The sequence below is a fragment of the Alkalihalobacillus sp. TS-13 genome (genome assembly GCF_019720915.1).
Classification (GTDB): Bacteria; Bacillota; Bacilli; order Bacillales; family Fictibacillaceae; genus Pseudalkalibacillus.
In genome coordinates, this window is the sequence record NZ_JAHKSI010000001.1 from 2008301 (window position 1) to 2022075 (window position 13775).

A 13775-nucleotide genomic window follows, 5' to 3' on the forward strand; every position below is an offset into this window, starting at 1 on the left:
AAACAATTGGCCCATTATACTTTGAAATTTTAAACCGTGACTCTTCTCGTTCCTTACTACTGGGTCTTTCTTCGCTCGCTTGTGCCACAGGAATGACGCGAATTTCATTTATAAACCAAAAAAATAGACCGTCTCTACGACAGTCTATTCGATAAATTCAAATTCATAATCCATGATACGGACGATATCACCATCTTCAGCACCACGTTCTCTAAGGGCATCATCAATTCCCATCCTCCTCATCTGTTGAGCAAATCGTCTGACCGATTCATCTCTGGAGAAGTCCGTCATTTTGAATAGACGCTCAATTTTGCCCCCGGAAATGACAAATGTGCCATCATCTTCTCTTGAAAGTTCAAAAGGCTGTTCTTCCTTTTGATGCTTATAGAGCACTCTTTCATCCTCTTCTTCCTCATCTTCTATGAGTGGGAATTCAGGTGTTGTTTCTAATTTATTCGCAATTTCAAATAACAAATCCCGTACTCCGTCTTTGGTAATCGCTGAAATCGGGAAGATCGGGTATTCATCTCCAACCTGTTCTTCGAATAACTCGAGATTATCTTCTGCATCTGGCATGTCCATCTTATTTGCAACAACAAGCTGTGGACGTTCTGTCAAACGCAGATTATATTGCTTAAGCTCTTCATTGATTTTCAAGAAATCTTCGTATGGATCTCTTCCTTCCGTACCTGACATATCAAGGACATGGACAATCACTCGTGTCCTTTCAATATGTCTTAAGAACTGATGACCCAAACCGACTCCTTCGTGTGCACCTTCGATCAATCCTGGCAGATCCGCCATGACGAAACTCCGGTTGTCCTCTGTTTCAACAACGCCCAGGTTCGGACTTAATGTTGTGAAATGGTACTCGGCAATTTTAGGCTTAGCTGCTGATACAACGGACAAAAGAGTGGATTTCCCGACACTTGGAAAACCGACAAGTCCAACATCAGCAAGTAATTTCAATTCTAATGTGACTTCTCTCTCTTCACCTGGCTCACCATTCTCGGAAAGTTCAGGTGCCGGGTTCTTAGGAGTTGCGAATCTCGTGTTCCCGCGTCCTCCCCGTCCACCTTTAGCGATGACTGCTTGTTGCCCATGATCGACGAGGTCGGCAATTACTTTTCCAGTCTTAGCATCAGTCACGACTGTTCCTGGAGGGACTTTGACAATCATATTTTCTGCATTGCGTCCATGCATGTTTTTAGACATTCCGTTTTCACCCCGCGGAGCTTTGAAGTGTCGGTTGTAACGGAAATCCATCAATGTCCGTAATCCTTCTTCAACCTGGAAAATGACGTCTCCGCCTTTTCCGCCGTCTCCACCAGCTGGTCCCCCATCTGGTACATATTTCTCTCTGCGGAAGGCCACCATTCCGTTTCCACCATCACCTGATTTTATAAATACAGTAACCTGATCGACAAACATGATATTTCTCACCTCACCTTATGATCCTAGTTCAAGAATATATAACAGTTCATTTTCCTGACAGTAGCTTTCGACGATCGTGATTGAATTATGTAAAGGATTCAGGGAATCTAATGCCTTACAGGATTCGAGATCAATTTTCCCTGCAAAATCATAGGTGAATCTTGATCTTCCATGAATCAATTGGATAGTAATCATCAGATGCGGCTCTCCATCTGGTTCCACCAATTTATTAAGATGACCGATGAATTCTTTAGTCCAGTCGTACATCGCATCGTCAAACGACGAAAGGTCTTGTTCGTCACCGATCACTTCATAATCGAGTCGATATTTGTTCTGCTGCCAATTGTATGTTAATAAAAATTCAGCCATTTTCGGCATCCGAAGATTTGAAACCTTCGCCTCGTTCTTCGCTTCATGCACAACCTTTTCAATTATTTCTTTTGCCCGGTCAGTACGGTCTAGTGCTAAGTTTCCTTTTATCAGTTGAAGTTGGTTCAGCCAATCATGCCGGGCATGACGTAATAGACTAACGGGATCCCATATTTCCTTCATATCAGCACTCCCAAACGTGAAAAATTAACCGTCTTTTAAGAAAGTATAAGAAGAAAAAAACTCTAACCAGTCCGGTTAGAGTTTAAGTGTTACGCTTCTTTGGCTACTGGGTAAACACTTACTTGCTTACGGTTACGGCCTAGACGCTCGAATCGAACGACTCCGTCCACCTTAGCGAATAAAGTGTCATCTCCACCGCGGCCAACGTTCTTACCTGGGTAGATCTTTGTTCCGCGTTGACGGAAAAGAATAGAACCACCAGTAACAGTTTGTCCGTCAGCTCTCTTAGCTCCTAGACGCTTAGAGATTGAGTCACGACCGTTCTTTGTACTACCAACACCCTTTTTGGATGCGAAGTATTGCAGGTTTAATTTAAGCATGAGATGCACCTCCTAAAACCTAATTGATTTTGATATATTGACCATAGTCACGTTCGATTGACTTTAATGCAACCAGCATACCTTCAAGTAAAAGCTGTATCTTCTCTGATGTTTGTTCACTTACAGAGGAAGGTGCCTTGAATGTAAAATACCCGCCGTCTTCACGAGTCTCCACTTCAGGTTCAACCTGGCAGAGTTCTTCGATAGCATTCACAGTTCCGAAGGAAACAGCTGTCACTGCTGCACATACAAGATCATGTCCATATGGACCTGATTCGGCGTGCCCCGTAATGCTGAACGACACGATTTTACGCTGATCACGAACTATATTGACCCTTAACATGATTATACGTTAATTTTGTCAATAACAACTTTTGTGTATGGTTGACGATGACCTTGTTTACGACGATAGTTCTTTTTAGGCTTGAACTTGTAAACAACGACTTTTTTCGCACGGCCTTGCTTGTCGACCTTAGCCGTTACAGTCGCTCCGTCTACGATTGGGCTTCCGACTTTTACGTCATCTCCACCAACCATCAATACACGATCGAATGTAATTGTATCGCCAGCTTCACCATTCACTTTTTCAATGTAAAGCTCTTGTCCTTCTTCTACACGGAATTGTTTTCCGCCAGCTTCAATAATTGCGTACATCATATGCACCTCCTGTTTTACTCAGACTCGCCATTACAGGTGCTTTCACATAAATTGAGCTGCGAATTTCTGCGTTGCATCGTGACTCCGGTCCTCATGTAGGTCATTCTACACTCTGGTCCTCGTCCATTTGTGCACCTTGAATTCCTTGCTCTCTTTATCCGAAATCTGAATCAATATAGCCGTCGTATTTCTTTGTTGCGTAGTTACTGCGGTCCTCAAATAGATCTTCCTATTATCCGGTCCTCGTATACTTCCGCGTCTCGAACTACTCGACTCTATTGTTTCAACCTTTCCAGAGTTTAAAAAGCTTGAAAACCTGCTTTGAGCGGTTGGAGCATGAGGCTCCAAAAACTAACGAAAAAATCATACCATAAAACAAAAGGCATTGTCAACGTTATTCCTTCTCTATTCGTGCTTCGATCACATCGCATGACCCGATTTGCCTGACGTGAAAATAAGGTTGATCTACCTCGGATTTTTCCGTTATATACAGTTTAGCAGAAATCAGGTTTGAAAGGTCATCTTCCAAGTCACTTTCTGGAGCTTTGATATAATCCCGTAATGGTTTAGAAACTTCCACCCAGATCCCTTCCTCTTCTGTATGACGATGTTCAAACAAAGCTCGTTCTAAAGCATAGTAGATGGTTTCAACGGATAATTGCCTATGGATTGCTTTACAAACCGCACATGGTTCAGTCATCTGCGCAGAGAGGCTGTCTTTCACCTTTTGACGCGTAAGTTCTAATAAACCAAGTGCAGTGAAGCCATGAATTCTAGTTCGAATCGGGTCTTGATTGAACGTGTTTTCAAGACGCCTTATAACTTTGTTTTGATGATCTTTACTATTCATTCGGATGAAGTCGATAACGATCATACCACTTATATTCCGTAGTCTCAATTGTCGCGCAGCTTCTTCTGCTGCGTATAGATTCGTCTCTAAAATTGATTCATCACGGTCTTGCTTACCAGTGAATTTCCCGGTATTCACATCGATCACTGTCAACGCTTCTGTGGGGTCAATATTGATATGACCACCATTTTTCAACCAAACAACTGGCTGAAGTGCTTTATGGATCGCCTGCTCAATATTATGATGGCTGAAAAGATTTTCAGTTCCTTTATATAAATAGGTCTTCTCAGTGAAATTTGGATATTTATTCTTAAAGGATCGGTAAACATCGAAGTCATCAAAGATGTACGTCATTTCCTCATTTGAGGTATGAGCTAAAGCGCGCTCAATCAACGTATTCCCTTCAAACAATAATGAAGTGCGCTTTAAGGTCTCAGCTCTATCTGAAAGAGTCGCCCATTGCTGCCTGAGTCTTGATACTTCATGTTCTAACTGCTCAAGTGACACTTCTGAGCTTGAAGTACGCATGATCAAGCCTTCACACCCTGTAGTCAGTTCATCCCCTACTTTTCTCATCCGCTCGGTATCATCCTCTGACAACTTTTTTGAAACGGCTGTGTAGTTCCCGAACGGTAAATAAACAAGGTGCTCTCCCGGTATTGTAATGTTTTCCGTAAGGAGTGGCCCCTTGCTTTTAGAAGCTTCTTTTTTCACTTGGACAATAATCCATTGGCCTTCATGTATCTTTTCAGAAATCGTCTGATTTTCCTTCTCGGATATCGGGACCAAATCAGTGGCATGTATGAATCCGTTCTGTTCAAATCCAACGTCGACAAAGGCCGCTTGAATACCTGGCAGTACTTTAACGACACGCCCAACGTATATATTGCCCGCTTTGGGATAAGCATTGGGACGTTCAAGCATCACCTCGACCAATTGTCCATGATTGACAAGCGCAGCTCTCTTTTCAGATGTTGTCATATTAAATAAAAGTTGTTTCAATATAGATCCTCAATTCTCATCTTTTACGTTAAAACTTCTTCTTTATTTTAACGAAAAAGATCCTCAATTGCACACGAACCGGCACTCCGCTTAAAATAAGCCGACAATACATCCTTTTCTTTACACATATACGGAGGCGCTGATTTAATTAATATGACATGGCTGTACCCTTTGTATAATCCTGCAAGTACATTTTCTACACTTGTTGTCGGGTGAACACTGATGACTTTGTTCCTCTTCGGCTTTTCCTTGGTACTCATCCTTTCCAACAAGAATCGGACATACACATACGGGTGATGTTTCCATTCTACATAGTGAGCATAAAGTAAGAAAGATACGATGATGATCAAATTCAAGTGAAAAGCAAACCAAAGGAGCGACCCCCCTGTAAAAATGAGCAGAAATATACAGGAGATCAACAACATGAATTTCTTTGCTTTTTTATATGGGGAAAACAAGGTGATGAATAGGAAAAGGAGCTTACCTCCATCCAGTGGCCATATGGGAAGTAAGTTGAACAATAAGATCATCCAATTCATCGATATCAGAAGATCGAGTGTATACGGGTCACCTAATCCATTATATAAGCAGAACATACCGAGGCTGATCATCCAAACATGTTGGAGAGGACCTGCTAATGTGACGATGATTTCCTCATGATAAGGACGATTCCCGTACTCATCCATTTCGGCAACACCTCCAAAAGGCAGTAATTCCACTTTAACCAACCGCCATTTGAAAAAAAGTGCTGCGAACGCGTGTCCCAGTTCATGAATGAGGATGATGAAAAACAAGACAAGAAACTCCCGAAAGTGACCAGTTGCGATGCCGATCAATGCAATCAGCCAAAGAAGCGGGTTTATTCGTATCAAGGGGAGGACCTTGAGCATTATTCAGAGGATAATACTTTCAAAGGATCTACAAACCCACCGTTATCCTTGATTGCGAAATAGAACATGCCCGCTTCTGATCCATCCTCCATTGTTACCTTACCTAGAGTCGTCCCTAAATCGATATAATTATAAAGTTTGACGCCATCATCGATTTTATCGAGCTTTCCATACCAAGACTCGCTGCCATCAAAATGTTGGACCACAACCGTTTTGCCTAATTTGTCCTTTTCTCCTGCAAAGATGACAAACCCTTCTTTAATAGCAGAAACGTCTGTTTTATTACCGGTTTCCAGCAAAATTCCTTGTCCATTGTCCTTGAACGATTGAAGGACTTTCGTGTTCGCTGGAAGCGCATAATCTTGCATCTTTTTACCCGTATTAGCAACCTCGCTACCCTTACTTTCAGTCGGAAACAACGCGAGCGGTTTTCCAAATTTCTCTTCATACCAACCTGCGATCGAAGCGAATTGAAATTCCTGATCAAAGGAATTATTGACAAGGGTACGTACAGGATTGAGGTTTTCAGATGGGTTCTTGAAGACAATTCCCACAATTAAAAATAAGCCTACTGCTGCCATCAATCGAAAAAGGAATCCCTGAGAAGAAAATAAAGGATGACCTCCTTCATTTCGCTCATCCTTATAGTCAGGGTAGGAATGATTGGAACCAGGTTTATTTCTTTTTATGTGATTGTGATACTTTCTCCGTATCTCATCCGCTCTGCTTTTCATAGACACCCATCCTCTACATCTGGTTTGTACATGTTTATGACTTGTCCGGGGTGTTTATGACTATTGTAGATTTACAATCACGATTGGATGAAAAGCATAATAAAGTCGGGTAGGGATAATTCTCTACAAATAGTGAAAAAGCCGGATTCTCCTGGGCTTCCCATTCGAATCCGGCTTTGATTTATGATCTCATTCCGAAAAATTGCTTCACTTTTTTAAAAAGGCCTCTGTCTTGCTCCAACGACATCAACGGGACGGATTCACCAAGAATCCTGCGAGCGATGTTCCGGTATGCCTGCGAGGCTTTCGTATCCGGATTCAACGCAATCGGTTCACCACGGTTGGAAGCGCGGATGACGAGTTCATCATCTGTAACGATCCCTAACAATTCGACCGCTAAAATCGAGACAATTTCATCGACATCCAACGAGTCGCCATTTTCCATCATATGAGGCTTCAAGCGGTTGACAATGAGCTTAGGAGCTTCGATGTCTTCCTGTTCCAGCAGACCGATAATACGGTCTGCATCCCGTACTGATGATGTCTCAGGATTTGTGACAACGATCGATTTATCAGCGCCTGCAATCGCATTTTTGAACCCTTGTTCAATTCCTGCAGGACAATCGATGATGACATAATCATAGTCCTGTTTGAGCTCTGTCACGATCGTTTTCATTTGTTCAGGTTTGACAGCACTTTTATCTTTTGTCTGTGCAGCGGGTAATAAGTACAGACACTCAAATCGCTTATCTTTTATCAAAGCTTGATGTAATTTACAGCGGTTATGTGCAACATCTACAAGATCGTAGATGATACGATTTTCAAGGCCCATAATCACATCCAAGTTTCGGAGACCGATATCTGTATCGATTAAACAAACCTTCTTTCCAAGAAGTGCAAGCGATGTCCCAATGTTGGCTGTGGTTGTGGTTTTTCCAACTCCGCCTTTTCCAGATGTAATAACGATAGCTTCACCCACAAAACATTCCCCTTTCCCTACAATCGGTTTAAACCGGGTCTGAGCTGGTGTAATATATGCATTCGATTGAATTTGATCATATTGTCCTCTTCATCTAAATATGCACAATCACCAGAGTACTCTAGTTCATTTTCTTCTTCATTTATAAATTGATCTGCAATACGAACTAAGGTTGGTTTCAATACAGAAGCTGCTACAACGGCTGATTTACGACCTTCACAGCCTGCGTGGGCGATCCCTTTCAATGTCCCCATCACAAAAATGTTCCCAGTTGCTGCGACAGTACCACCAGGATTCACATCACCCACTAATAGTAAGTCGCCTTGAACCTTCAATATCTGACCAGATCGTATCATTCTGCTAACAGAAGTGATTTCATTCTCTTTTTTCATGAATTCTGCTTCTTTACGCGTAATGACGTCTGATTCAATTACATCGACTAACAGGTTCTTCTTTTGGTAGATGATATTTCTCAAAGTCTCTTCCTGAGCTTCACTCAAATATCGCTTGCCCACTTTGACCTTCACCGTAATCTTTGGGCTTTCTGAAGAATCCTCTGTTCCGGGATAGATTAACTTCGATTCCAGTTCTTCCAAAAGTTGATTGAAAGAGCATGTATCATCAAGATGAAGAATGAGTCCTTCTTTCGTCCCCTTAATCGTTACATAATGAGTATTTGATTTTTGTTGTTTCTGTCCCTGTGCCATTACCCTGTTCACCTCAACATACACAAATTCGACAATGTCAAATGGGAATCCTTTTTTCCACTCTATTTTTCTTGCAATTCCATGGCTATATCAAGCAACCATTTCCGGAGTGGGTAATAGACTAAAACGACGAATACACCATTTAGAATCAAGGTCGGGAGATACCGCTGATAAATAAAGGTTTCCACCATCACATTCGCTACTCCTATTAAGCTATATAACCCATAAATTAAAAATTCGAATGTAGAAAGACCTATTAGCATAATGAATAACGTCACAAATATGTTCCCGTGGAAATATCTAGCTATGAAGGTCGTCACATAGGCTGTCAATCCCATCGAAAACATATACACCCCTAGCAAATCAGTGAAAATCACATCATAAAGCAAACCGAAAGCTATCCCATAAATGAGACCGCGGATCGGTGAAATGTACATAGCTATGAAACACACTATGACAACAACAAAGCGTGGGATAAGGATTGTTTCGTTATCCAGATGCTGTGGTGTGAAAACCTGCATGATGGTACTTTCACTAATAAAAACGAGGTATGTAATAAAAGGAAGAAGAAAGCGGATCATGACGTTTCTTCCTCCTCTATTTGGTCTGGATCCCCAATTTCAACATCCACTTCTTCCATTTTTCGCTTGACGATCATCACGTGATTGATATCATAAAGGTCCGCAGCTGGCTCTATGTAAGCAGTTTGTGTCGGTTCCACTTTATCAGGTTCTACTTCTACGATCTTTCCAATCTCTAAGCCTTCAGGGAAAATGCCTCCAAGACCAGATGTCGTCACGGTTTGACCTTCTTCTAATTTCTTATCGATCGGGATCATTTTCATCAAAAGCACTTTCTTCTTTTCGTCAAACCCTTGAATCAAACCATATACTCTCTCTTTTTCACCATTTACGACTGCCGAAATCCTGCTGTTCGGATCATGGCTGCTTACCAATTCTACACTTGAATGGAATGCTGAAACCTTGTCGATCTTCCCTATCAATCCCTGGGCAGAAATGACAGCCATATTTGGTTCGATTCCAGCTTGTTTGCCTTTATTGATTTTGACAGATTGATACCATCTCTCTGGTGATCTTCCGATGATAGAAGCTTGCCATACCGTATAATCTGTCAGGGTTTCTTCTTTTTTAAGTGTGTTTCGCAGGGTTTCATTTTCTTTCTTCAAATCTTTCACCCGGCTTGCGAGTGAATCATATTCATTCAACTGTAACTTCAGGACTTTATTTTGTTCATAGATTTCTTTCATCTCAATTACATTCCCAAAGAAACCCGCTACAAAGTGTGCGGGTTTATAAAAGACAGATTGTGTCCATCCAACGGTATCTTGCAAAAATTGTTCTGGCCATGAAATGTTTTCACGTTCTTTCATGGAAAAACCGATCATAGCCACCAGAACAATCATACTTACTAGTAAAATAATCAATCGTTTATTAGAAAAAAACTGCGGCACGATTTACACCTCTTACGATTTTGATTTAGAACGGCCGCCGCCAAATCCTGGTTTACTGCTGATCTGCTGGTAGTTTTCAATTGCTCGTCCAGTACCAATCGCAACACAGTCCAATGCGTTTTCAGCTACAATGACAGGCATTTTCGTTTCTTCACTGATTACACGGTCCAAGTTTCGTAGAAGTGCTCCCCCACCAGTCAGTACGATTCCACGATCCATGATATCAGCAGCCAGCTCAGGCGGAGTCTTTTCCAACGCAAGCTTTACAGCATCCATGATGGTATCAACTGTATCCTTCAGTGCACCTGCTACTTCTTCACCAGAAATCGTAATCGTCTTGGGTAATCCAGTTAATAGATCACGTCCACGAATATCCATTTCTTCCATACCATCTGAAACATCTGCAGAACCGATGTCCAACTTGATTGTTTCTGCTGTACGTTCCCCGATAATAACGTTATACGTCTTTTTGATGTACTGGATGATCGCGTCATCCATTTCATCACCTGCTACCCGGATCGATTGTTTTTCAACGATTCCACCAAGTGAGATGATTGCGACTTCCGTCGTTCCTCCACCAATGTCGACGACCATACTACCAGTCGGCTCCCAAACCGGAAGATCTGCACCGATCGCTGCCGCTAAAGGTTCTTCGATTGTTTCCACATCACGAGCTCCCGCTTGTTTTGTCGCTTCTTTCACCGCACGTTCTTCAACATGTGTGATTCCGGATGGAACACATACCATGACAAAGGGCTTTCTAGAAAACACAGAACGGTTTTTCTGAGCTTGTTGAATATAATGCTTCATCATCGTAGCAGTAGTATCATAGTCAGCAATAACCCCGTCTTTCATCGGACGGCGCGCGACGATGTTTCCTGGTGTACGACCGATCATATTCTTTGCCGCATTACCGACTGCTTCGATATCTCCACTCTTTGTGTTGATTGCAACAACGGAAGGTTCACGTACGACTACACCCTTCCCTTTCACATATACCAGCGTATTCGCTGTACCTAAATCAATTCCCATATCTCTTGAAAATCCACCAAACATTTATGTAAATCTCCCTTCATTACTAGCAAAACTCATAACTTTGATTATACTCCAAACTGTAAAGCTTGAACAGTCTAAACGTAGCCTTTTTCTTTAAGGCTTACAAATTTTTGATTACCGATGATGATATGATCCAAAACATCGATTCCGACGATCTTTCCACACTCCGATAAACGTTGAGTTACTTCAATGTCTTCACGACTCGGATTTGGATCACCACTCGGGTGATTATGGAAGCAGATGATCGATGCTGCAGACCGACGCATTGCTTCTTTAAATACTTCTCTTGGATGGACGATGGATGCATTCAAACTTCCGATGAATACGGTTTGTTTATGCAACACCTGATTCTTCGTATTCAAATAAATACATACAAAATGCTCCTGTGACAAAAAACGCATCTCATCCATGACATAATTGGCTCCATCTTCTGGGGAGCGGATGATGTACCGGCCCTCGATTTGAAGCCTGTTCACTCGTTTTCCTAGTTCAAGAGACGCCAGGATTTCAACTGCTTTCGCATTGCCAATTCCCTTGACAGCAATAAGTTCATCAATCGTTGCATCCTTCAAAAGGTTCAATCCTTCAAACTGCTGAATCAATCTATGTGATAATTGAAGAACAGATTCTTCTTTTGTTCCTGAACGTAAAATAATCGCGAGCAACTCTTGGTTAGAGAGGACGTTGGCGCCTTCCTTCAGCATACGCTCTCTTGGTCTTTCATTCAATGGAAAATCACGGATTGTCAGGGGTTTGATTCCCAAATGCAGATCCTCCTTAGGATATATTCCGTGACTGACTGAGATCATTTGAAATTCCGAATTCTTTTAATTCGCGTACTGTCTGTGCTACTGGCAAACCGACTACATTGAAATAATCTCCCTTGATCTCTTTGACCAACGTCGATCCATAGCCTTGTATACCATATGCGCCTGCTTTATCTGAACTTTCTCCACTCCTCACGTATTCTTCTATTTCCTCAGAAGAGAGATTCCAAAACGTCACTTCCGTCACACCATGGAAAACCCGCTTTTTTTCTTCTGAAATAATAGCAACACCTGTGAATACATGATGGGTTTCGCCGGATAACATCCTCAACATGTTGAAAGCTTCTTTGTCGTTTTCGGGCTTGCCTAGGATCTGCTTATTGAACACGACAACAGTATCCGCCCCCAAAACAACATCAGACGGATTTTTACTATAGATGTCTTGAGCTTTATGTAAGGCCAATTGTTCGACAAATTGTTCTGGAGAATATTCTTTACTGATGTCTTCAGAAACAGCGCTTTTTTGGACAGTAAATGATAGGCGGGCAATTTCGAGTAATTCTTTACGTCGAGGTGAGCCTGAGGCTAAAATGAGGCTTTTCATGCAATCACCCTTTACGTCTAGAGTAGAGGTTATGATTGTCATTTCACTACTTTTGAAGGGAGTATTTACAGAATATCAAATCCCTTCCAGTAAAACAACCAAAATTAGTCATTCCCCTCCTTTATTATAATTCGTAAAGGAAGGCTGATTTATGTCTATCTTTTTGTCGAAATTTAGAGGAATTTCTGAGGTAATATTTCACAGGTGAGTCTGTATTGTGGATGTGGGTTTTTCATGGTCTACAGAATAGCGGTAGTCAGCGCTTAATCACACTTGTACTCAATGGAGTTCTGACGAACAGCTGAACTTGAATCATTCCTCGTTACATTTAATCATTAAACGGACATAGGAGACCTTATTTATCCAAATCTCAATGATTTTACGAAACTAACGGACAGCAGAGACCCTATTTAATAAAAAGTATGGAAAAACACCAGATCTTTTCAAAGATAACGGCTCCCCTGTCCGCTAATAGCTCCAAAACACCGTTTTCGTCACAAATAACGGCTCTGGTGTCCGCTAAAGTCACTTCACATATTTCTTTTAACAACCTCTACTTATCAACACTTTTAAAAACTGTTTATCAATGATTTGTAATGGATTACAGCGTTCAATTTGGCTTGCTGCAAATCCCATTTGTCATCCTTATTTTCAGATATTGTCGAAAGAGCATTGATGAATGCTATGGACTTTTCTTGTTGTTCCTTTGAGAGGACAGAAACGGAACCGAGGGACTCGTTCTTCCACTCTAGCAAATCAGACTGCATGCCATTGATTACTCCCGCATCTGCTGCCAACACTTTTTCAAATAACACCTTTCCTGACTCAACCCATTGGAGCTGATTCTCATCATTCACAGCAATCTCTTTTCCGGAAATAGTCCATTCTTTCGAATACGCATCTGACACTATGGTCTGGTAGTCAGGAAGGAGTGCGCTCAAATCTTCATTACTGCCAACACCAAGAATGACACGATTATCGGCAGGATCGAACACAGCAGCAAATCCATTATCTTTCGCTTGCTCAACGACTTCCTGAGCGCTCTCACTAGACGAGTAGACACCACCTTGAATGATGTTTGTTATGATCGAAACATCGATCTTCGTTGCTTCAACTGCTGTCCCTGTTGTCCCTTCCTCTGTTCCAGCAGGACTTTCCTGAACGATACCTGTTGATTGGGGCTCTGTTTTCGACTTGAACTCATCTCCTGTAAAAATCATTAATACGATCAAACCGATCATGCAACCAATTAACACTGCACTTCCAATCGGTATAAGCAAGCGTTTCGGAAATTGAAACGGCATTTTCGGGGATGGCAGTTGACCCTTGAAAGGCATACGTTGTTTCTTTCTATGAATAGGTAATCCTGGTTTACGGTCATATGAAATAGGTTGGTAATCTTCCATTTGCTTTTCACTTCGGTTCTGGTTAAAAAAATAAGTAGTGTCAGAAGGCTTGTCTTTTGGCAGAACCCATTCAAACGGAGTTTCAATGGACTCCCGATCAATTGCAGCCGCAACTTCCTGCTCTTCTTTAATTTCCATCACAGGCCTGTCCTTCCCGTTCACTTTGATCGATATTTTGTCAGGCTCGTTATGCATCCCTATCAACTCCTTCTATACTCAATCTATTCTATGTACGAACACCTTTCTTTAGAACATCGATGGTAGAGTGGTAGGAAGACTATATCAC

Annotated in this window: 16 protein-coding genes; all 16 read right to left on the minus strand. The window is 41.7% G+C overall.

Annotation, left to right across the window (positions count from 1 at the left end; genetic code table 11):
* Positions 1 to 144: 144 nt before the first annotated feature.
* Positions 145 to 1431, minus strand: coding sequence for a GTPase ObgE (obgE, locus tag KOL94_RS09905; protein WP_221566226.1), 1287 nt, complete (start codon positions 1429 to 1431; stop codon positions 145 to 147).
* An 18-nt stretch (positions 1432 to 1449) separates the two neighbouring features.
* A complete protein-coding gene (locus KOL94_RS09910) occupies positions 1450 to 1986 on the minus strand; it encodes a Spo0B C-terminal domain-containing protein (protein ID WP_221566228.1) in 537 nt (178 codons plus the stop codon).
* An 89-nt stretch (positions 1987 to 2075) separates the two neighbouring features.
* Positions 2076 to 2366, minus strand: a complete 291-nt coding sequence (gene rpmA / locus KOL94_RS09915; protein ID WP_221566230.1) for a 50S ribosomal protein L27 — start codon at positions 2364 to 2366, stop codon at positions 2076 to 2078.
* Positions 2367 to 2385: 19 nt separating this feature from the next.
* Complete coding sequence (locus KOL94_RS09920) at positions 2386 to 2709, minus strand: ribosomal-processing cysteine protease Prp (RefSeq protein WP_221566232.1); 324 nt, start codon at positions 2707 to 2709, stop codon at positions 2386 to 2388.
* 2 nt (positions 2710 to 2711) lie between these two features.
* Positions 2712 to 3020 (minus strand): 50S ribosomal protein L21, encoded by a 309-nt coding sequence (gene rplU / locus KOL94_RS09925; RefSeq protein WP_221566235.1) that lies wholly within the window; start codon positions 3018 to 3020, stop codon positions 2712 to 2714.
* A gap of 397 nt (positions 3021 to 3417) precedes the next feature.
* Positions 3418 to 4854 carry an Rne/Rng family ribonuclease gene (locus tag KOL94_RS09930; RefSeq protein WP_221566237.1) on the minus strand — a complete coding sequence of 479 codons (1437 nt, stop codon included), beginning with the start codon at positions 4852 to 4854 and terminating at the stop codon, positions 3418 to 3420.
* Between the two features lie 68 nt (positions 4855 to 4922).
* Positions 4923 to 5747 carry a M50 family metallopeptidase gene (locus KOL94_RS09935; protein ID WP_221566239.1) on the minus strand — a complete coding sequence of 275 codons (825 nt, stop codon included), beginning with the start codon at positions 5745 to 5747 and terminating at the stop codon, positions 4923 to 4925.
* A 17-nt stretch (positions 5748 to 5764) separates the two neighbouring features.
* Positions 5765 to 6499, minus strand: a complete 735-nt coding sequence (locus KOL94_RS09940; RefSeq protein WP_221566241.1) for a M23 family metallopeptidase — start codon at positions 6497 to 6499, stop codon at positions 5765 to 5767.
* A 181-nt stretch (positions 6500 to 6680) separates the two neighbouring features.
* On the minus strand, positions 6681 to 7478 hold the full coding sequence (gene minD, locus KOL94_RS09945; protein WP_221566243.1) for a septum site-determining protein MinD: 798 nt from the start codon (positions 7476 to 7478) through the stop codon (positions 6681 to 6683).
* Between the two features lie 17 nt (positions 7479 to 7495).
* Complete coding sequence (gene minC, locus KOL94_RS09950) at positions 7496 to 8185, minus strand: septum site-determining protein MinC (protein WP_221566245.1); 690 nt, start codon at positions 8183 to 8185, stop codon at positions 7496 to 7498.
* 62 nt (positions 8186 to 8247) lie between these two features.
* Positions 8248 to 8766, minus strand: a complete 519-nt coding sequence (gene mreD, locus KOL94_RS09955; RefSeq protein ID WP_221566247.1) for a rod shape-determining protein MreD — start codon at positions 8764 to 8766, stop codon at positions 8248 to 8250.
* Positions 8763 to 9656, minus strand: coding sequence for a rod shape-determining protein MreC (gene mreC, locus KOL94_RS09960; protein WP_221566249.1), 894 nt, complete (start codon positions 9654 to 9656; stop codon positions 8763 to 8765). The genes mreD and mreC overlap by 4 nt, the downstream gene beginning before the upstream one ends.
* Before the next feature lie 12 nt (positions 9657 to 9668).
* Complete coding sequence (locus tag KOL94_RS09965) at positions 9669 to 10712, minus strand: rod shape-determining protein (RefSeq protein ID WP_221566251.1); 1044 nt, start codon at positions 10710 to 10712, stop codon at positions 9669 to 9671.
* 74 nt (positions 10713 to 10786) lie between these two features.
* Positions 10787 to 11521 (minus strand): RadC family protein, encoded by a 735-nt coding sequence (gene radC / locus KOL94_RS09970; RefSeq protein ID WP_221566253.1) that lies wholly within the window; start codon positions 11519 to 11521, stop codon positions 10787 to 10789.
* Complete coding sequence (locus KOL94_RS09975) at positions 11490 to 12083, minus strand: Maf family protein (RefSeq protein WP_221566255.1); 594 nt, start codon at positions 12081 to 12083, stop codon at positions 11490 to 11492. The genes radC and KOL94_RS09975 overlap by 32 nt, the downstream gene beginning before the upstream one ends.
* A gap of 569 nt (positions 12084 to 12652) precedes the next feature.
* A complete protein-coding gene (locus KOL94_RS09980) occupies positions 12653 to 13684 on the minus strand; it encodes a hypothetical protein (RefSeq protein ID WP_221566257.1) in 1032 nt (343 codons plus the stop codon).
* Positions 13685 to 13775: the final 91 nt, after the last annotated feature.

What these genes read in the sequence shown, in the direction of transcription:
- obgE (WP_221566226.1), bottom strand. Translation starts at nt 1,431, where the DNA reads ATGTTTGTCGATCAGGTTACTGTATTTATAAAATCAGGTGATGGTGGA.
- KOL94_RS09910 (WP_221566228.1), bottom strand. Translation starts at nt 1,986, where the DNA reads ATGAAGGAAATATGGGATCCCGTTAGTCTATTACGTCATGCCCGGCAT.
- rpmA (WP_221566230.1), bottom strand. Translation starts at nt 2,366, where the DNA reads ATGCTTAAATTAAACCTGCAATACTTCGCATCCAAAAAGGGTGTTGGT.
- KOL94_RS09920 (WP_221566232.1), bottom strand. Translation starts at nt 2,709, where the DNA reads ATGTTAAGGGTCAATATAGTTCGTGATCAGCGTAAAATCGTGTCGTTC.
- rplU (WP_221566235.1), bottom strand. Translation starts at nt 3,020, where the DNA reads ATGTACGCAATTATTGAAGCTGGCGGAAAACAATTCCGTGTAGAAGAA.
- KOL94_RS09930 (WP_221566237.1), bottom strand. Translation starts at nt 4,854, where the DNA reads ATGACAACATCTGAAAAGAGAGCTGCGCTTGTCAATCATGGACAATTG.
- KOL94_RS09940 (WP_221566241.1), bottom strand. Translation starts at nt 6,499, where the DNA reads ATGAAAAGCAGAGCGGATGAGATACGGAGAAAGTATCACAATCACATA.
- minC (WP_221566245.1), bottom strand. Translation starts at nt 8,185, where the DNA reads ATGGCACAGGGACAGAAACAACAAAAATCAAATACTCATTATGTAACG.
- mreD (WP_221566247.1), bottom strand. Translation starts at nt 8,766, where the DNA reads ATGATCCGCTTTCTTCTTCCTTTTATTACATACCTCGTTTTTATTAGT.
- KOL94_RS09965 (WP_221566251.1), bottom strand. Translation starts at nt 10,712, where the DNA reads ATGTTTGGTGGATTTTCAAGAGATATGGGAATTGATTTAGGTACAGCG.
- radC (WP_221566253.1), bottom strand. Translation starts at nt 11,521, where the DNA reads ATGATCTCAGTCAGTCACGGAATATATCCTAAGGAGGATCTGCATTTG.
- KOL94_RS09975 (WP_221566255.1), bottom strand. Translation starts at nt 12,083, where the DNA reads ATGAAAAGCCTCATTTTAGCCTCAGGCTCACCTCGACGTAAAGAATTA.
- KOL94_RS09980 (WP_221566257.1), bottom strand. Translation starts at nt 13,684, where the DNA reads ATGCATAACGAGCCTGACAAAATATCGATCAAAGTGAACGGGAAGGAC.